Consider the following 17,758-nt stretch of genomic DNA (forward strand, 5'->3'; position numbering starts at 1 on the left):
ATTACCTGCTGGACTGCTCTCGGGGTGTCATATTTAAGCAGCTGACGCACGACATTCACCTGGCGTTGGCCGAACAAAATCAGAAGGATTTCATTGAAAATTGCGCGTTAAGTAGACGGTGCAAGATTGCGGCATTCACACCAACTGCATGTCATCAGGTTTCAGTTTCAAACGCCGAGCTATGTCGCGAAACAGGCGAACGACCACGACAACGTCGCCGTACGTCAAGGCCTTCTTCTATCGTTTAATCAAAACCGCGCATGTTCCACTCAGAGCACAACACGTTCCGACAACTATAAATACAAGAGCCGTGTTGTGCCCGATATCTAGCAAATGACCGATAGCGGGCTCGGCGAGTCCGGCAAACAGATAGGAATAAGTGCTCATGACGCCAGTTGCCGTTCCAGCCCGTTGACGTCCGACAAGATCCGGTACTAGAGCCCAAAAGGTCGCATGCGGTCCGTAGACGAAAAATCCGCAAAGAAATAGCACGACTATCGCCCAAATGCTTGAGATCGGTAGAGTATACATCACGGCCGTCGCGCCTACTGCCAACAGCATGTACAGAGCAATCGGCTTCCAGCGCACTGATCCGAAAAACCGGTCAGAGATCCACCCATTCGAAAGCGCACCGAATGCCATACCGACTGGGAGCGCGACAGTGATCCACCGTGCATTGAGACCCGTGACTTCGCCCAATTTTGCTGTGGCCTCCAGAAAATGTACTGGTACCCAGACAACGAGACCGTATCGAGCGGCATTGTTGAAACCCAGTGCAACTCCGCCGATATGGATTTTTAAGTTTGATAGGATCGCTTTGTAACGCTCCCTCGAGCTTTCCGGCTCTGCATCGGATGCGTCCGCAGCACATTCTTTTTCCGCATCCGCATCGACCTCGCGTTTAAAACCCATATCTTCTGGATTGTCGCGAACCACAAAATAGAAGACAATTCCCGCGACCATCAGCAATACGACGGGAAGACGAAAGACCCATCTCCATTCGAGATGAAATGTGTCTACGACCAGCAGTCCCAGGACATAGGTGACGACAGACGACATTCCTGCTGCGAACAGGTATAATCCGTAGACTTTCCCGCGCTCAGCTTTTGTCCACCAATTCGAGATAATACGACTGCCTGGCGCAAATCCCAGCGCTTGCAAATATCCATTGAGCCACCAGCTCACCAGGAGAGACTTGTAGCCGACAGAAAAGCTCACCACCCAATTCATCAGACTCGATGAGATGGCACCTGCTGTAACGATCCTTCGACCGCCGTACTTGTCGCCGAGATTGCCGTTTATCGCTTGACCGATAGCATAGCCCCAAAGCATCCCGGCAGATACCCAGCCGATAAGCTGTTTACTCACATTGAATTCAGCTTGAATTCCAGGAATCGCAAATCCGAGCGTCTGGCGACCCGTATAATAAAAAAGATAACAGAACATCACGATCAACAGCATTCGCCATTGAATAGCTCGATAACCCACCTGCGCCTTGGTCGAAACCGGCTCGCCGATCAGTTTAGACGGACTTTGGCTTATCGGCCTGTTCATTCGTTTCTCCCATGGCTCAGCCCCGGCGTTATTTTTCTTATGATTTTGTTTTCTAGATTCTTGTGTCGCCACGCGCGGCGAACAAAGTGAGACGACGTATAACGACGTAAATTTCTCAGAAAAACGACAATATGGCCGCAATTAAAAATTCGATTATTTGAACTTGATCAAAATATGACACTATATTAAGATCGCGATGTCGCAATTTGCGAAATGTATAACGATCAGCTTGTCACAATTATTGAAAGATGGTCGACAAGCTGCTCTTGTGGAAATGCTATGGTCGACGAGGCGGGCGACGGATGCCCACCTCGGATCGGATCGCGGCCTGTCGCCTATCCAATGCCATTCAAAGCAAAATCGAAGACGTCGAGATTGCGAAGCACGCCCGTTTGCGCTCGTTCTTGGTATTCGGGCTTGAGTGGCCGCGACAGCAGGAAGGGCACCCGTTGTTCCCCGATGCCCCCATGAGAGCGTAGGCGGTGATCTCCGAGGGCCGAGAGGTCGTGGTCCTCGCGTCGTGCGCCGACGACGGTTGCCCGATCCGAGAACACCGCGAAATCCCCCTCGCGATCCGGTGGAAGCTGGAAGCGTTCGCACACGGTTGCCCGATCGAGCACCAGCTCGATGCCAGGAAGCGAGCGGGCGAAGCTCATCATGGCCTTTGTGTCGCCTGGCTTGAGCATGTGGACACGCACAAAACCACCGAGCGCGCCGTGGTGGCGCACAAAGGGATCGGCAATCGGGCAGATCACTCGGACGCTTCCCGATCCGAAGTGCTCGTTCAAAGCATCCTCGACGTAGGTGACATTGGGCTGGCCGTCGGCGCCGGACTTGTCGGCCATGCCGTGATCGGCCGTCAGCGCCACCGTCGCGCCGAGCTCGATCATCCGTGCGATCCGGCGGTCTACTTCGCCATGGAAGCGGTTCGATTCAGCTTCGCCTGGCGCGTACTTGTGCTGAACGTAGTCCGAGGTCGAAAGATACATCAGCCCCGGCTTAGTGGTCTCGAGTAGCTTGATCCCAGCATCGAGGGCGAAAAGCGAGAGATCCGCGGAATACTGGTCGGGCCTGCTTCGGCCGACAAGCTCCTCGCCTCCCGATACACCCAACGCCGACAGGTCGGCCGTGTCTGGCTGTTCGGACGAGAAGGCGATGCCGTCCATCTCGTAGGCTAGCACCTTCAAAAGCTTGTCCTTGGCGGTCACGACGGCGGTCTTCACGTCCGCCCTGCTCACCGCACCGAGGATAGTCCCACAACGAAGGCGGCGGGCATCCGTCACCATGATCTCTTCGCCTGTCTCGGCATCGAGATAATAGTTGCCGTTGATACCGTGCACTGCCGGAGGCACGCCGGTGACGATCGAAGTGTTGTTCGTGTTTGTGGTGGTGGGCAAAGACGCTAGCGCAGTTCCCAAATATCCCGTTTTCTGAATCGCTGCGATCGTAGGCAGAGTCCCGTCTTTGATCCCCTTCTCCAGGTATTCGGGATCGAAGCCGTCAAGGCAGATTACGATTACGGGTTGTTTCGGCAACGCGTAAGTGCGCCCGTTAGCCTCGACGTGCGTCGCCGCATGCAAATCAGGGGCTGAGGATGTCTGCGACATATCTTGATCCAATATTGGCGACCGGTTCGCGACCTGGCCTCTAAGCGGTATATTAGTGTCAGTTGATATGTGATAATCAATCGAATAAAGCGCACCTAAATGTGCGAAAAAGGAACAGATTGCTTCAGCGTGGCGATGCGTCAGCGCAAGCGGAGGACAGCGACTTGAACGAACGTGAACTTCCCCTCAACGCCCTCCGCTCGTTTGCTGTTGCTGCCCAATCGCCCAGCTTGGAAGCCGCGGCTAGGCGCCTCGGCGTTACTCATGGCGCTGTGAGCAAGCAGATTGCTTCGCTGGAGGCTTGGCTTGGGCAGAGTCTCTTCGCTCGCCAGGGTCGCACGCTGCAACTCACGCCGTATGGGAAGATCCTTGCGGACAGGGTGATAGAGTCGATCCGACAGATGGGCGCGGCATGTGACTACGTTCGGAGAGATCGCTCGCGCAAAGTCATCTCCGTCGAAGCACCTGCGACCTTCGCGATGTATTTCCTTCTCCCGCGCATCAAGAAATTCGAGGTGCAACACCCAAAACTCTCCGTATGGATCGCAACACGTTTGACCGGCCAGACACCAGATTTCTCACAAAACGATGTCGTCATCAGTCGAGGCCAACTCTCGAAGGGGGGCACACGTGTTGGATCCGCGAAGTTTCTATTTGAAGAAAAGTTGACACCGGTCAGCGCAAATTCTCTTCTGAAAGAAACGCCCATCCGAAAGCCGGCCGATTTGCGAAAGCACAAGTCTATTGCCTCCTCAAGCCGGCCGGGCGACTGGGAGGCTTGGTTCGAGAGAGCGGGGTTGGGAAGTCCGTTGATCGAAGGCGGTCATCGCTTCGATCATCTGAATGTCGCTCTCCACGCAGTGCGCGACGGTTTAGGGTCAACTATTGCGCCCCGGCAGCTCTTCTATGACAACATAAATCAATACCAGCTTCGTTGTCCTCTCCCGGATATATTTTATCCTGGCGAGTCGTACTTCGCCTATTTGGCCTTCAAACCTGAAACGACAGAATCCCAGGCTTTTATATCATGGCTTGAGGACGAATGTAGGTGCGCCGAAGGTGAGCAGCGAGGCGCTTAGGCCCCTATAAATGAAGTCTGATAACGCAACGCATTCTGAAAAATGCTGGTCGGCGGTCAACAGTCGGAGGCTTCATTGTTAAGCCGCTCGCATCGCGGCCACGGAGGCCCTCGTGGTCAAGATGGTGGGGCTGGTGGGGATGATGCCGCTTTCGCCAGTTCGGGTCAGAGCGTTGTTAGACGCACGTCCGCTTTTCTTGCGTTTGAGAGGAGACAGGCCGCGTTCGCCGGTTCACCTCGGCTGCTTCGCGCCCATCCCGGCCATCCAGCCGAGAACGCAACGCTCCCGAAAGCCGCCGTGGAAACCTGTCGTACCAGCGCTTGCGGGACGCCGTCCTGGCGCACCGGAGTATGGCGGAGGGGCTCGGTCCGCTCTTCGCGGGCCTGCCGCCGCAATCCCCTAGCGACGCTGTCCTCACGATGGGAGTGATGGGACGGACAGCTCTGCAGACTGCATGCCCCGGCGCCACTGTGCCGGGGTGATGCCCATGCGCTGCTTGAAGGCGCGCTGGAAGGCGGCTTCAGACTGGTACCCGACGGTTTCCGCAACAGCTCCCGTGCTCGCGGACGGCTTGCGCAAGTCGTTCGCCGCCAGCGTCATGCGAACGTCCGTCAGGAGTTCACTGGCAGATTGGCCAAACTTCTCCTGGAACTGCCGCGCCATGGTCGCCCTGGACATGCCGCAGAGGCGGGCGAGCTTGGGCAGCGTCCACTGGCGGCCCGGCTCGTTGAACATGGCTGACAGTGCCGGAGCCAGGCGAGAATGGCCCGCCAGGGCAAGCAAGCCGACCGGCCTCTCCCTTGCCTCGCTGGCGAGGCGCAGGGTCAGCGTGAACAGCGCCGTCGATAGCGCATCCAACATGGCCCGGCCCCCCAACCCATCAGAGACCGCCTCATGGCGCATCAGCGACACGAGGCCGTTCAACACGTCCCGGGTTCCGGATGATGTGGCTGTCGCTGCCGTTTCGCCCGTTCGCACCACGAGCCGTGGAGGCAGGTAGTCCCGCAGCAGGCGTTCCTGGGGACGCGCGAGCACGAAGTGCCCGCAGAGCATGTCCAACCGCTCGCCTGGACCCTCGTTCTCACTGATCAACAGGTTGGCGGCCGCCCGTGTGTGCGACGGCCCTGCTTGCGCCCCGCTGCCATCGCGGAGGACGTGGTCCTCCCGCCTCGGGAGAAGAAGGATGTCCCCGGCCGAGAGACGCAGCGGTGGGCCACCCGTGGGATCTTCGAGCACGGCCGATCCCGCGACCAGGGCGTGATAGGCCATCTCGCCGACCGCGGCGCTGGCTTGGTCAATGCGCCAAGGGGCGCCGTAGGTACAGTAGATGTCGAGGCGTCCACGGACAGGGACGAGCGCAAGCAGGCGGCTGAGCCAGTCCTCGTGAGTTGCCATGGCGGGTTCTTCTGGCTTGAAACGATGGGGCGGAATACTGCTTGTTTTCCGCACTAATCAGCTCGTCCGGGGCCTGTAAACCGGTTCCGATCCTCCTCAGGACCGAATGTGGGCGGCCAGTTCCTGCTTCATGACTTCGAGAAACGTGCGCACCCGAGCGGGCATGTGCTGCCGAGTCGGCAGCACCGCCCAGATGGCAAGCAATTCGGGCTCGGCATCCTCCAAAGTCACCGCGACGAGCGTCCCGTCATCCAGGTCCCGCGCCACATCCCAGTACGTCAGCAGCGCCAGACCGGCGCCGGCAATGCAGGCGCCGCGGAGCGTGTCGACGCTGTTGGCCGCCAAGCGGCCGCCGATCCGCTTCGACATGGGTTTCTCGCCGACGGTGAAGGGCCACCCGTCCATCGCGTGCAGCGTCAAGCAGGTATGCTCGTCGATCTCGACGAGCCGCTCCGGACGCCCGTGTGTCGCGAGGTAGCTCGGCGCGGCGCAGAGGACGCGCGGATTGTCGGCGAGCTTCACGGCGACAAGTTCGGATGCCTGCAGGGTAGCGACCCTCAGCGCGACATCGATCCCGGCAGCGGCGATGTCGACGATGCTGTCGCTGAGTATCAGGTCCACATGAAGCAGGGGATTCTCGGCCATGAGCCGGACGGCCTGCGGGACCACGAGGGCCCGCCCGATCCGGTTGGGCGCGGTCACGCGCAGGACCCCGCTCAGGCCTTCGTGGCGCTCCGAGAAGGCCGCGACGGCGGCGGCCTTCGCGTCGAGCATGGATTGAGCGAGCGGCAGAAACGTCTCGCCGTCTGCCGTCAGGGCGATCGTCCGGGTCGTGCGATGGAGCAGGCGAACCCCGAGCTCTTCCTCGAGAGCGGCCAAGCGGCGGCTGACCGCCATCGGCGAATGGCCGGATCGTCGACCCGCGGCAGACAGGCTGCCGGCCGCGACGATGGAGCAGAAGAGGGCGACGTCCGTTAGATCCATCACCATATCACTACACGATAAGATCCTTAACGTCCGACCTCGCTACCGCGGGGACGTAGGCAAATCTAGCTTTCGTCCATTGAAGCATTTGACGCGCAACCGGCCGCCACTTCGGCGGTAGGCGGCGTGTTGAACGACAAGGTCAGATCATTATGAGCACGACCAAAGGCTCCCTCTTCACGCCGGTCGATATAAACGCCCTCTCTCTTTGCAACCGCTTCGCGGTCGCCCCGATGACCAGGGTGAGCGCAAATGAGGACGGTACAGCGACAGAGAGGATGGCCCGCTACTACGCGCGCTTCGCCCAGGGCGGTTTCGGGCTATTGATTACTGAGGGCACCTACACGGACCAGGCTTTCGCGCAGGGCTACCGCTATCAGCCGGGCATGGCCGACGAAGCGCAGGCCCTGGCGTGGCGACCGGTCGTCGAGGCTGCCAATCGGCACGGCGCACGCTTCTTCGCGCAGCTGATGCATGCCGGCGCGATCAGCCAAGGCAATCGCTTCCGCGACGGCACCGTCGGCCCCTCGGCTATCCAGCCCCGTGGCAGCCAGATGGCGTTCTACTACGGCAACGGCGCCTACCCGGCACCGGTCGCCATGACGGAAGAGCAGATCGTCGAGGCGATCGACGGGTTCGCTGCCTCCGCCGAGCGTGCCGTTGCCATTGCGGGATTCGACGGGATCGAGATCCACGGCGCTAATGGCTACCTCATCGACCAGTTTCTGACGGATCACACGAACCGGCGAAACGACCGCTGGGGCGGCGACACCCGCGCGCGCACCGCGTTTGCGGTGGCGGTGTTCAAAGCCGTGCGCGCGAAGGTCGGCGAAGACGTGCCGGTCGGCATCCGAATCTCGCAGGGCAAGGTCAACGACTTCACCCACAAATGGGCCGGTCGCGAGCGGGACGCGGAAGTGGTTTTCGGCACACTCGCGGACGCCGGTGTCGACTACATCCACGTCACCGAGCAAGAGGCGTGGAAGCCTGCTTTCGATGGCAGGCAGGACAGTCTCGTAACCTTCGCGCGCCGCTACGCCCCGAAGCTCGCGTTGATCGCCAACGGGGGGCTTCAAGATGTCTCCAAGGCCGAGGCAGCCGTTGAGTCCGGGGCAGACGTCGTCGCGTTCGGCAAGGGGGCGCTCGCGAATCCGGACCTACCCCGTCGGCTCAGTGCGGGTCGGGACTTGGCGCTGTTCGATCCCTCCATTCTCGGGCCCGTTGCCGACATCAAGGCGCGCGAGTTCGCCTCCTGACCGGCTGGGTTGCGGATCGAGATCCAGTGCCCGCGGGCCCGGGAGGCCCAAAAGCGCCAGCTCAGCTCTATCTAGGCACGCACGCTGAACGGGCGACCAAGGGCCTGCCGCACAATCGAAACCAATGATTCCCTTTGAGGGTCGCCATTCCCACGGCGGCCCTTCGTGCGTCTGGCGTCAATGATCGACTACCCCGACTGGCCGCTCGGTCTGGTCCTCACTATTGCGTCGCGCCCTGGGTTGAAGGCGGCTTGCGGCATTGAGGTGTTGTCCGACGGGGCTGTCGTCGGGCCTGGCCTCACCTGGCCGAGTTGCCGTTATTTCTCCGCGTACCCAATCAACCCCCTGGGGCGCCCCAACAAGCGCACATCAAACCGCAATGAGACTATGTGGCATATTTTAAGTCATTTTGAGCATTCATAGTATCACATCCTATAGCTAGGAAAGGTGCACCGAACGTAACACCACGGAGAGCACCATGAACTTCCTCATCGACAAACTGGCTAACTCGGGCCTGCTCCGGCGCGACCTAGACTATAACCTGCTCCGAGCCGCAATGGTCGTCATCTTCGCTTGGTTCGGGTACGACAAATGGTTCGAGGCCGAGATCAGGGGATTGCTTCCCTTGATCACACACGGCCCCTTTACGTCTTGGACTATCCCGGTCCTGGGCATCCGCGGCACGGCCATTTTCCTGGGAGCCTCGGAGTGGACGTTCGGCACGCTCCTGCTGCTAGGCTTCTGGAACAAGAAGCTGGGGGTACTGGGCGCCCTCGGCTCGACGGCCACCTTCATCTCTACCCTGACGATCCTACCGTTCGTGCCCGATGCCTGGGACGCAGGCGCCGGCGGATTTCCCGCAATGGCGATGAACGCCGCCTTCCTCCTTAAAGATCTCGTCCTGCTGGCCGTTTCGGTCTACTTGCTCCGGCAGGATGTGACACGGGCGATCGCGGTTTCCGACGAAGCGCACGGTCGTCTCGCAGACCGGCCGCATAGGGCATGACATACACCGCCCCTCGACCCATGCGGCTGGGTTCAGGGGTAGGCTCTGGCCGGACCTTCGTCAGATACGGTTGCGCGCAACCAAAGCACTTCTACCGTAGGATCGGATTGCCGCTGCAGGTCGGCGGGCAACGCGATTGCGGTCTGCAGCTAGGGCTTGAGGCGGCTTCTGTGGGCGGCCTGTTTAGCCCTATTGCCGCAGACCGCCATGCTGCACCACCGCCGTGCCCGGCCGCGGGTGTGATCTGCAAACAGCAACGTGCAGTCATGGCCCTGGCACGCCTTGATGTGGGTGAAGTCCTCATCGCAGACGAGCCGGGCCAGAACCTCGCCGATCGGCTGAAGCAGGGAGTCGGGCGTGCGCCAGTGGCGCGCGGTCTGCAACGCCAGGCCGGAGACGCCGTCGCGTATTTCGGAGACGATCTGGCTGAAGCTCTGCCCCCGCTCGAGGAGCCGGTTGAGCGGTTTGAGCTCGGCTAGATCATCGGACGTGAGGACCCGGCCTCTGCGGTCTTCGACGAAACCCCGGAACCACGCCCTCAGCTGGCGAGCCTGAGCAGCAACGTCGTCAAGTTCGCCCGGGGTCGCACGGTCTCGGACGGCCGCGACTGCTTCCGCCGATACGAGGCCGGCCTGTTCCAGCCAGTCCAGGAGTCCCTCGCCATCACCGATCCAGTCGACGGGCGTGTCGACGGGCGTCGCGATCGAGTTGAGGAAATCCAGGCCCGGCGCGTCGGCCACGAAGATCGCGGGCGTGTGGTGAAGGTTCATTCCATGGCCTTGGGAGCCGCAAGTGGTCTCACCTCATATGGCGCCTAACCTAACAGATTGCATCGTCCCGGTTAGAAACGTGCAGCCGAGAGTCCGACGAACGGCCTTCGCATGCGCGCATCCGAGATCTTGGGCACGTCCTCATTCGACAAAATCGACCATAACCGCTCCGAAGGATGTTGACAGGTTATTTTACGCAGGTATAACCTCCCAACTTGAGTTCGGGCGGTTACGGAGAGATGTCATGGCCCAGGTCCGCTATCGCTCCGTGGATGTCGACGGCTTCCGGATCGCCTTCCGAGAGGCGGGGCGCTCCGATGCGCCGAAGCTGCTCCTGCTTCATGGTTTCCCGAGCGCTGGGCACATGTTCCGCGAGCTCATCCCGTTGCTGAGCGACCGTTTCCACCTCGTGGCCCCGGACTTTCCCGGGTTTGGCCTTTCAGACATGCCGGCGCGGGATCGGTTCACCTACAGCTTCGACAACATCGCTGCCGTGATCGACCGATTCACCGAGGTGATCGGCTTCGATCGGTTCGCGATCTACGTCTTCGACTACGGCGCGCCGATAGGTTTCCGCATCGCCGCCGAGCATCCGGATCGGATCACGGGCATCGTCTCGCAGAACGGCAACGCCTACGAGGAGGGGCTGAGCGACGGCTGGAACCCGATCAGGGCCTATTGGAAGGATGCGTCGCAGACCAACCGAGACGCGCTTCGCGACTTCCTAAAGCCGGAGGCGACGATCTGGCAGTACACCCACGGCGTTCCCGACCCGACGCTGGTCTCGCCGGACGGATACTCACTCGACAACCACTATCTGAGCCGTTCCGGCGCTGACGAGGTCCAGCTCGATCTATTCGGCGACTACAAAAGCAACGTTGCCCTCTATCCCGCCTTCCAAGCCTACTTCCGTACCCACAGACCGCGCTTCCTCGCGGTCTGGGGCCGCAACGATCCGTTCTTCCTGCCGGCGGGAGCGGAGGCTTTCCGTCGCGATATCCCGGACGCGCAGGTGACCTTCCTCGAGACCGGCCACTTCGCGCTCGAGACCCATGCGGCCGAGATCGCCGGGGCAATCCGAACTTTCCTCGTCTGACCAGAGCCTAAATGCGCTTCGCGCGCGTCCCGGCACCCTCGCGCTCGAACGGCGCCTAGCACCAAGGAACACCGCCATGCGCGCGATCGTCCTGGACGGCTTCGGAGGCCTCGAGGTCCTGAACTACAGGGATATCCCCGAACCCGAACCGTTGGACGGGCACGTCGTCATCGAGGTCAAGGCCTTCGGAATCAATCACGCCGAAGTCCACATGCGGCGAGGTGAGTGGGCAGAGGCGGCTCCGGTCTCGGGGATCGAGTGCGTCGGCATCGTCAAGTCGTGTCCGGGCGGCGAGTTTGCGGTCGGCGCCAAGGTGGCGGCGCTGATGGGCGGCCTCGGGCGCACGATCAATGGGAGCTACGCCCAAGTCACGCGCGCTCCCGTAACCAACGTCGCCCTGATCGAGGCTGACCTTCCCTGGGCCGAACTCGCCGCCATCCCGGAGACCTACGCCACTGCCTGGACCTGCTTGTTCCGCAACCTCGATATCCAGAAGGGGCAGCTTCTTCTGATCCGTGGGGCGACCTCGTCGTTCGGGCAGGCTGCCCTGAAGATGGCGGCGAACGCCGGCGCACGGGTCGTCGCGACGACGCGCAGTCCCGATCGATTTGCCAAGCTGAAGGCGCTGGGTGCCGAGCGCTGCGAGATCGAGCGGCCGGACCTGTCCAAGCACGTCTCCGATGTAAAGCAGTTCGACGCGGTTCTGGATCTCGTCGGCAACAGCGTGGTGCTGGACTCCCTCGCGGTGCTCCGTCGCGGAGGTCGTTCGTGCCTCGCCGGCTGGCTTGGCGGACTCGACCCGATTCCGGACTTCAACCCGCTGCTGCAGATGCCGAGCGGCGTCTACCTGACCTTCTTCGGCAGCTTCGTGTTCGGCACGCCGGGATTCCCGCTCGCCGACGTTCCGCTCGGGCAGATCGCTCAGGACGCGGCTGCCGGGCGTCTCGACGTGAAGCCCGTGCGGGTCTTCGGCTTCGACGAGGTCCGAGAGGCGCAGCGCCTGATGGAAGCGAACGCCGCCGGCGGCAAGATGGTCGTCGTGCACTAAGCCTGATCGGCTCGAATGAGATCGAGATGAAGAAGACGGTAGCCATCGTGACCGGCGCCAGCCAAGGCATCGGTCGAGCCACGGCGATGCGCCTGGCCCGTGACTTTTCGGCGCTTGTGCTGGTGGCGCGCAATCGCACCAAGCTGGAAGAGACGGCTTCAGCCGTGAGGGAGGCTGGGGCCGAAGCCTTGGTGATCGACCTCGACCTTTCCGACCCGAGTGCGGCGGCGGCTGTCGTCGAGCAGACACTGTCTGCGTTCGAGCGCATCGATGCGCTGGTCAACATTGCCGGTGCGGTTCCAGGCCTCGATGTCTTTCAGATGACGGACGAGCAGTGGCATTCGGGCCTGGAACTCAAGCTTCACGGTGCGCGACGCCTCACCGTTCACGCGTGGGATGCGCTGAAGGCGTCCCAGGGTGCTGTCGCGTTCATGTCGGGCAACGCCGCCGTGACGCCCAAGGCTGCCGCTGCGGCTGTGGGCGCGATCAACGCCTGCATAGAAGCCTTGGCCAAGGCGTTCGCGGATCGCGGCATCTCAGATGGCGTGCAGGTCAATTGCGTGTCGCCCGGCGCGATCATGACCGACCGCCGCACGGCGATGCTCAAGGGAGCCGCTGAGGCCAAAAAGGTCGACATCGAGGAGGCGAAGCAAGGCTTCCTAAGACAGGTCGGGATCGCTCGCTTCGGAGCTGCGGAAGAGGTCGCGGACCTGATTGCGTTCGCCGTCTCCCCGCAGGCTCATTGGATGACGGGGACCGTGCTCCGCATGGACGGCGGTGAGATCAGGTCGGTCTGAGTTCAACCCTACTGTCCGAGGAGGCCATGATGTCCACGCCCGATGCCTTGATCGGCGCTCGCGCCGTCGTCTTCGACGCCTACGGCACCTTGCTCGATGTCCATTCAGCCGTGCAGCGCCATGCAGGATCGGTCGGGCCGGACGCGAGGTCGTTATCGGACACCTGGCGTCAGAAGCAACTCGAGTATTCCTGGGTTCTCTCTCTGTCTGGCCACTACACGGCGTTCTGGACATTGACGGAGCGGGCGCTCGACTATGCGTTGGCCCGCCACCCGAATGTGGATTTGTCTTTGAGGTCGGCGCTTCTGGAAGCCTACCGAAGACTGGACGCTTACCCGGAAGTGCCTGCGACCCTCGACGGACTTCGGGCACAGGGCCTCAAGACCGCGATCTTATCCAATGGCGACACGGCGATGCTCGACATTGCGGTCCGAAGCGCGACGCTTCACGTGCACCTCGACGCGGTGTTGTCGGTCGATGCGGCGGGGGTCTTCAAGACGAGTTCGCGCGCCTACGACCTACCGGTCGAACGGCTTGGGTTCGATAGTCGTGAGATTGTGTTCGTGTCTTCAAATCGGTGGGATGTGGCTGGAGCGGCAGCCTACGGTTTCGTGCCGGTGTGGGTGAACCGCACACATCAGCCGGATGAGTATCCCGATCTAGCGCCTGTGAAAGTAATCGATACTCTCGGCGGACTGCTCAGTTGTTTTTTCGGTCGCGACGCGAGCACCTCAAAAATTTAGCAGACAATTCGTTCTTTAAGTTTACACACGTTGCTACGAACCGAAAATCAGCGAACTCAACCGGAAAGTCGAAGCAGACGACAAACACTGCATTTTCATAGAAGGTTGCGGATATGATTAGTTTCGTATTGGCGGTCTCGGCGCGTTTCTGAAGCGTCAGCCAAATTGACCTAGATGGCGGAAGCCTCATTTGAAGCCTGGACCTGTGCCTTGTTGCACGTAGCTCCGTAGTGTTTTGGGCCGTAAGCAGTCCGTCTGCCCCGAGGCATCTGGGTAAAAAAGCCAACACCGACGCTCGTCAAACGGCTTGCGAGGTCGGGTCGGCCCTTCCAACCGGATGGTCGCCCAGATAGTTAGCGAAAGCTCCAAAGAACTGGTCAGCCAGTTTTCTCGACGTCGATTGCAGCAAACGCCCCCCGAGCGAAGCGATTTTGCCACCCGTTTCGGCTTTCGCTTCGTATCTCAGCAGAGTTTCCGGCCCTTCCTCGACGAGGTTCACGACCGCCCTCCCCTTCGCAAAGCCTGCCATGCCACCGTTGCCGTGGCCCACTAGTGTGTAGCCGTTCGGAGCGTTGACATCCTCGAATTTGACGCTCCCCGAGAAGGTTGCCGACACCGGCCCTACTTTGAGTGCGACTTTCGCGGACATCTCTCCGGGCGCATCCTGGCTGAGCTCCTTGCAGCCGGGGATGCAGAGCTTGAGTACTTCCGGATCGTTCAAGGCCTCCCAGATCTTGTCCCGCGCAACCGGAATTCTGTACTCGCCATCGATATCCATGATCGTGTCTCCTCAAACGGCGCAGTAGCGGTCCTGGGTGACGGGATCCGCAAGCAACTCGGCGGCGCTGGACTCGTGGACGATCGCGCCCTGGTCGATGACGACAGCGCGGTCCGCAAGCCCAAGAGCCCACTCGACGTTCTGCTCCACGAGCAGCAGGGTGGTTCCGGTCTCGCGAAGCCTACGGAAGAGTGTGCCCATCTCTTCGACGAGAACAGGCATGATCCCTTCGGATGGCTCATCGAGGAGGATCAGCTTGGGGCGCGCGATCATCGCCCGCGCAATAGCAAGCATCTGCTGCTCGCCGCCGGACATGGTAACGGCCGTCTGATCCAGGCGCTCTGCCAATCGAGGAAACGTCCTGGCGACATTCTCGATCGCTTCAGCCTCGTCTATCGACTTGGGTGCCTGAAGAAGGCCGAGACGCAGATTCTCGCGAACGGTCAGGCCCTGAACGATGCGGCGGTCTTCGGGAACGTACGCGAGGCCGAGAGCGAAACGGGAGTGGGCCGGCAGTTCGAGGAGGCTCCGGCCGCGGAAGACGACCCGGCCGGCCGCCCGCCCGAGCAATCCCATGACCGCCTTCATAGTCGTCGTCTTGCCGGCCCCGTTGCGGCCGATGAAAGACAGGATCTCCCCTTCCCTCACGCTCAGCGACGCCCCGTGAAGGACATGGCTCGCGCCGTACCAAGCCTCGAGATTTTCGATCTCCAGCATGGGATCAGGCATGTCCGTATCCGCCGGTCTGGCCGAGGTAGACGCGCTTCACTTCCGCGTCGGCCTGGATCTCCGCGGGCGTGCCGTCGGCGATCAGACGCCCATGGTGGAGGACGAGAACGCGTTCGCTCAGCCCCAGGATCATCTTCATCTTGTGCTCGACGAGAAGGATGGTGCGCTCGTCCCCGAGGCGCCGCAGCAGCGCGACCATGTCCTTGGTTTCCTCGGGACCCATGCCCGCGGTCGGCTCGTCGAGAAGCAGCAGCTTCGGATCGGCCGCCAACGCCATGCCGATTTCCAACGCCCGCTGCTCACCGTGCGCGAGGGCGGACGCCGTGCGGTCCCTGCGCGAACCCAGGCCGACGGTATCGAGCAGGTCGTCAGCCCGATCGGAAAGATCCTTGAGCGCGTCCCGGCGACTCAGAACGCATACCGGCCATGGAAAGCCTGGAGAGCCGTGCGCAGGTTCTCGTGTGCGGTGAGCCGAGGGAAGACGTTCGTGATCTGATACGAGCGCGCTATGCCGAGATGCGCAAAACGGGCCTGCTTCACCCTGGCGAGGTCCTGTCCGCCGCCAGAGCATCGCGAGCACCATTGCAGCCGGAATGCTGAAGGCAAGCGTGCATCCTACAATGAAGAAGTAGCGAGCCATGTCGGGCGGATGCTGCGCCCAGGAAGCCGAACGGCTACGGAGCTAGGTGAAAGAACCAGCCTTGAGAGACCAATATCTCTCAACCTTGACACACAGCCGGCGCGTGCTCGCTCACTCATGTTAGTCTTGGCCCAGACTGCTGCCCTTACAAACACAGCGTTCGGAAACGTACCAATTAACGGATTCCTGCTGGTTTCTGATCATCGAAGAACTTTACTTGTCCTCAGTATCGTGGCGCAGTCCCCGCCCAACGGACCGCTCTGTAGCGGGCAGATGCCAAGATCGGTCGTTCTGCGTTCGGCTAGGCCATACCGCCCTGTTGGCGCTCATCCCCGCTGTTGAGGCGGCTTTTTAAACGTCTCAATGCGGACACGAAGCGATTGAGCTGTTTTTTTTGCACATTGACAAGCTTGTTTGCGGATCGTCACGTTGATCTGTTCGATAAACTTACAACGTAAAAATGATCCAAATTTAAATCTCAAAAACTAATATATGATAAGGTATCAAGATCATTCTTGTGTAGGCTGACACAATACCGCACGTCATTGACGCATGTCCGATGCGTTAATTGGGTTAGTTCGTCATGATTCTTCCTCCCTTGACTACGCCTTGCAGTCCTATTGGCCTGCGAGGCGTTTTCTTGACTGCTGAGTATTGGGATCATATGCGATGGCAACCGAGCCCGTCTCAGAATATCACTGGATTAGCGCCCTCATTTGCACACTGCTCGTCGCTGAGGTCGGCTTGTTGCTCGCTGGCGCAATTTGGCTAGATTGAAACATCTTGTACCGCGCCGCGCATATTCTCATCGAGATTTTAAATAAGGCCGTCGCAGCCGATGAAGATGCTGCAAACGCTCTTTATGAAGCCGCTGAAGATATTGCCAATTGCGGACAAGCCGCAGAAGCTCAACTAACCTTGCACCTTGCGCGCATGCATCGAATCAAAGCCATGCATCTTCGCTGTCAGATTAATCTAATACGTATCAAAACCATACTTCACTTCAGGGAAAGTAAATTGGGTCCTCCTAGATAAGCTAAATACGAGGAGATCTTCGAGATCGCGCGCAAGCTCTACAAGAAGGGCCGCTGATGCCATCCGAACGGCGAACAGCCGTCTCGCCGGACCGGACCGCGAGGATCGCGATCATGGCAGCCACACCAGCCGTCAAGAGCAGCGTCGCCCGGATGCGTGGCCGTGCCGACTATCGGCACGGCCTCAGATTGATCCTCGATCCACTACGCCGGCACGACTAGGTTCTTGCGCGTCGGCAGCCCGTCGATGTTGGCACGCTCCAGCTTCGTGTGCGCTTGCACGAGGGCATGCGGAGTCAGGGCCATCCACTGCGCCAGTGAGAGATCGGCGTAGTTTGGACTGCGGAACATCTCGAGAAAGGTCAGCTTCTCGCTGCCGGTATTCTCGATGTAGTGACCCATGGCGAACGGAACGTAACCAACATCCCCAGCTTGGTAATCGAAAGTGCGTGCCTTCGACTCCGATCCGAACACCGTCATCCGGCCCTTTCCCGAGAGGTAGTATTGCCACTCGTCGCCGTTCGGATGCCAGTGCATCTCCCGCAAGGCCCCGGGTTCGAGCTCGACGAGGGCGGCGGCAATCGTCTTCGAGGCTTTGAACAAAGACGAGTCGGTGATGCGCACCGTACCGCCCTTGGTTCGAATGGGATCCTGCGCGGTCATGCGGTGGACGAACGGGTTCGGCACGGGACCGGCGCCCTCCAATCTGTCGCCGGCCAGCGTGCCGGGTTTCGGCGCGGGGAAAATGTACAGTTCCTTCTCGGGAATGTTGGCGAACGCGCTCTCGGGAAGGCCGAAGTTCTTGGCGAGCACATCCTTGGGCGTGTGCGCGAGCCAATCGGTGATCAAAAAGGTGGAATCCTCGGAGAAGGCGCCGTCATCGAAGACGAGGAGGAACTCGCAGCCGTCGACCTCGCTCTCCAGCCCCTGGATCGAGTGCGGGATGCCGGAGGGGAAGTACCAGAGGTCGCCTTCGCCCAGATCGTCGGCGAAGGTGCGTCCGTCCTGATCGATTGCGGTGACCCGCGCCTTGCCCTTCAGCATGTAGGCCCACTCGGCTTCCTTGTGCCAATGCATCTCCCGGACGGCATTGGCCTTGAGCCGCATGTTGACGCCGGACATGGCCTTGGAGATCGGCAGTTCGCGGATGGTGGTTTGACGAGCCCAGCCGCCCTCTTCGAGCCGCATATGGCTGTCGGCGAACGACCATTTCAGGTTCGGCAGAGTCCCGTGATCGGTCTT

The 17,758-nt window shown here is 60.6% G+C and carries 16 protein-coding genes and 1 pseudogene; 7 read left to right on the plus strand and 10 right to left on the minus strand.

Annotation, left to right across the window (positions count from 1 at the left end; translation table 11 throughout):
• Nucleotides 1–237 precede the first annotated feature (237 nt).
• Together HCU64_RS20985 and phnA are read right to left on the minus strand one after the other, a co-directional pair.
• A complete protein-coding gene (locus HCU64_RS20985; RefSeq protein WP_233386194.1) occupies nucleotides 238–1,554 on the minus strand; it encodes an MFS transporter in 1,317 nt (438 codons plus the stop codon).
• Between the two features lie 335 nt (nucleotides 1,555–1,889).
• Nucleotides 1,890–3,161 carry a phosphonoacetate hydrolase gene (phnA, locus tag HCU64_RS20990; protein ID WP_233386195.1) on the minus strand — a complete coding sequence of 424 codons (1,272 nt, stop codon included), beginning with the start codon at nucleotides 3,159–3,161 and terminating at the stop codon, nucleotides 1,890–1,892.
• 164 nt (nucleotides 3,162–3,325) lie between these two features.
• On the opposite strand from phnA, the gene HCU64_RS20995 reads away from it, so the two are divergent.
• Nucleotides 3,326–4,240 carry a LysR substrate-binding domain-containing protein gene (locus tag HCU64_RS20995; RefSeq protein ID WP_233386196.1) on the plus strand — a complete coding sequence of 305 codons (915 nt, stop codon included), beginning with the start codon at nucleotides 3,326–3,328 and terminating at the stop codon, nucleotides 4,238–4,240.
• Between the two features lie 414 nt (nucleotides 4,241–4,654).
• On the opposite strand, the gene HCU64_RS21000 is transcribed toward HCU64_RS20995, so the two are convergent.
• Both HCU64_RS21000 and HCU64_RS21005 read right to left on the minus strand, forming a co-directional pair.
• Nucleotides 4,655–5,635, minus strand: coding sequence for an AraC family transcriptional regulator (locus HCU64_RS21000; protein ID WP_233386197.1), 981 nt, complete (start codon nucleotides 5,633–5,635; stop codon nucleotides 4,655–4,657).
• Nucleotides 5,636–5,731: 96 nt separating this feature from the next.
• Nucleotides 5,732–6,619 carry a LysR family transcriptional regulator gene (locus HCU64_RS21005; RefSeq protein ID WP_233386198.1) on the minus strand — a complete coding sequence of 296 codons (888 nt, stop codon included), beginning with the start codon at nucleotides 6,617–6,619 and terminating at the stop codon, nucleotides 5,732–5,734.
• A gap of 152 nt (nucleotides 6,620–6,771) precedes the next feature.
• Between HCU64_RS21005 and HCU64_RS21010 the strand changes: the two genes are divergently transcribed.
• Both HCU64_RS21010 and HCU64_RS21015 read left to right on the plus strand, forming a co-directional pair.
• Nucleotides 6,772–7,875, plus strand: a complete 1,104-nt coding sequence (locus HCU64_RS21010) for an NADH:flavin oxidoreductase (protein WP_233386199.1) — start codon at nucleotides 6,772–6,774, stop codon at nucleotides 7,873–7,875.
• Between the two features lie 478 nt (nucleotides 7,876–8,353).
• Complete coding sequence (locus HCU64_RS21015; RefSeq protein ID WP_233386201.1) at nucleotides 8,354–8,881, plus strand: YkgB family protein; 528 nt, start codon at nucleotides 8,354–8,356, stop codon at nucleotides 8,879–8,881.
• 149 nt (nucleotides 8,882–9,030) lie between these two features.
• Here HCU64_RS21015 and HCU64_RS21020 read toward each other — a convergent pair whose 3' ends face one another.
• Entirely contained in the window at nucleotides 9,031–9,651 is a 621-nt protein-coding gene (locus HCU64_RS21020) for a CGNR zinc finger domain-containing protein (protein ID WP_233386202.1), read from the minus strand.
• 244 nt (nucleotides 9,652–9,895) lie between these two features.
• Between HCU64_RS21020 and HCU64_RS21025 the strand changes: the two genes are divergently transcribed.
• From HCU64_RS21025 to HCU64_RS21040, 4 genes are all read left to right on the plus strand, one after another.
• Nucleotides 9,896–10,747, plus strand: a complete 852-nt coding sequence (locus HCU64_RS21025) for an alpha/beta fold hydrolase (RefSeq protein ID WP_233386203.1) — start codon at nucleotides 9,896–9,898, stop codon at nucleotides 10,745–10,747.
• Nucleotides 10,748–10,823: 76 nt separating this feature from the next.
• Nucleotides 10,824–11,795 (plus strand): zinc-binding alcohol dehydrogenase family protein, encoded by a 972-nt coding sequence (locus HCU64_RS21030; RefSeq protein ID WP_233386204.1) that lies wholly within the window; start codon nucleotides 10,824–10,826, stop codon nucleotides 11,793–11,795.
• 26 nt (nucleotides 11,796–11,821) lie between these two features.
• On the plus strand, nucleotides 11,822–12,592 hold the full coding sequence (locus HCU64_RS21035) for an SDR family oxidoreductase (protein ID WP_233386205.1): 771 nt from the start codon (nucleotides 11,822–11,824) through the stop codon (nucleotides 12,590–12,592).
• Between the two features lie 26 nt (nucleotides 12,593–12,618).
• Entirely contained in the window at nucleotides 12,619–13,335 is a 717-nt protein-coding gene (locus HCU64_RS21040) for a haloacid dehalogenase type II (RefSeq protein ID WP_233386206.1), read from the plus strand.
• A 298-nt stretch (nucleotides 13,336–13,633) separates the two neighbouring features.
• Here HCU64_RS21040 and HCU64_RS21045 read toward each other — a convergent pair whose 3' ends face one another.
• From HCU64_RS21045 to HCU64_RS21060, 5 genes and pseudogenes are all read right to left on the minus strand, one after another.
• Entirely contained in the window at nucleotides 13,634–14,113 is a 480-nt protein-coding gene (locus HCU64_RS21045) for a CoxG family protein (protein WP_233386207.1), read from the minus strand.
• A 12-nt stretch (nucleotides 14,114–14,125) separates the two neighbouring features.
• Nucleotides 14,126–14,830, minus strand: a complete 705-nt coding sequence (locus tag HCU64_RS21050; RefSeq protein WP_233386222.1) for an ABC transporter ATP-binding protein — start codon at nucleotides 14,828–14,830, stop codon at nucleotides 14,126–14,128.
• A 4-nt stretch (nucleotides 14,831–14,834) separates the two neighbouring features.
• Nucleotides 14,835–15,119: a hypothetical protein gene (locus tag HCU64_RS25650; protein WP_442785995.1), complete on the minus strand. Its 285-nt coding sequence runs from the start codon at nucleotides 15,117–15,119 to the stop codon at nucleotides 14,835–14,837.
• A gap of 9 nt (nucleotides 15,120–15,128) precedes the next feature.
• Nucleotides 15,129–15,482 (minus strand): annotated as a pseudogene (locus tag HCU64_RS25655) (hypothetical protein); the annotation flags it as partial.
• A 1,238-nt stretch (nucleotides 15,483–16,720) separates the two neighbouring features.
• The coding region (locus HCU64_RS21060) for an oxalate decarboxylase family bicupin (protein ID WP_233386208.1) at nucleotides 16,721–17,758 on the minus strand (1,038 nt) is incomplete at its 5' end.

This window comes from Methylobacterium sp. C25, assembly GCF_021352225.1.
Taxonomy (GTDB): domain Bacteria; phylum Pseudomonadota; class Alphaproteobacteria; order Rhizobiales; family Beijerinckiaceae; genus Methylobacterium.

Coding starts and splice junctions, on each gene's coding strand:
- HCU64_RS21025 (WP_233386203.1), top strand. CDS start 9,896: ATGGCCCAGGTCCGCTATCGCTCCGTGGATGTCGACGGCTTCCGGATC.
- HCU64_RS21035 (WP_233386205.1), top strand. CDS start 11,822: ATGAAGAAGACGGTAGCCATCGTGACCGGCGCCAGCCAAGGCATCGGT.
- phnA (WP_233386195.1), bottom strand. CDS start 3,161: ATGTCGCAGACATCCTCAGCCCCTGATTTGCATGCGGCGACGCACGTC.
- HCU64_RS21005 (WP_233386198.1), bottom strand. CDS start 6,619: ATGGATCTAACGGACGTCGCCCTCTTCTGCTCCATCGTCGCGGCCGGC.
- HCU64_RS21000 (WP_233386197.1), bottom strand. CDS start 5,635: ATGGCAACTCACGAGGACTGGCTCAGCCGCCTGCTTGCGCTCGTCCCT.
- HCU64_RS21045 (WP_233386207.1), bottom strand. CDS start 14,113: ATGGATATCGATGGCGAGTACAGAATTCCGGTTGCGCGGGACAAGATC.
- HCU64_RS21010 (WP_233386199.1), top strand. CDS start 6,772: ATGAGCACGACCAAAGGCTCCCTCTTCACGCCGGTCGATATAAACGCC.
- HCU64_RS20985 (WP_233386194.1), bottom strand. CDS start 1,554: ATGAACAGGCCGATAAGCCAAAGTCCGTCTAAACTGATCGGCGAGCCG.
- HCU64_RS21020 (WP_233386202.1), bottom strand. CDS start 9,651: ATGAACCTTCACCACACGCCCGCGATCTTCGTGGCCGACGCGCCGGGC.
- HCU64_RS25650 (WP_442785995.1), bottom strand. CDS start 15,119: ATGGCGTTGGCGGCCGATCCGAAGCTGCTGCTTCTCGACGAGCCGACC.
- HCU64_RS21040 (WP_233386206.1), top strand. CDS start 12,619: ATGATGTCCACGCCCGATGCCTTGATCGGCGCTCGCGCCGTCGTCTTC.
- HCU64_RS21030 (WP_233386204.1), top strand. CDS start 10,824: ATGCGCGCGATCGTCCTGGACGGCTTCGGAGGCCTCGAGGTCCTGAAC.
- HCU64_RS21015 (WP_233386201.1), top strand. CDS start 8,354: ATGAACTTCCTCATCGACAAACTGGCTAACTCGGGCCTGCTCCGGCGC.
- HCU64_RS21050 (WP_233386222.1), bottom strand. CDS start 14,830: ATGCTGGAGATCGAAAATCTCGAGGCTTGGTACGGCGCGAGCCATGTC.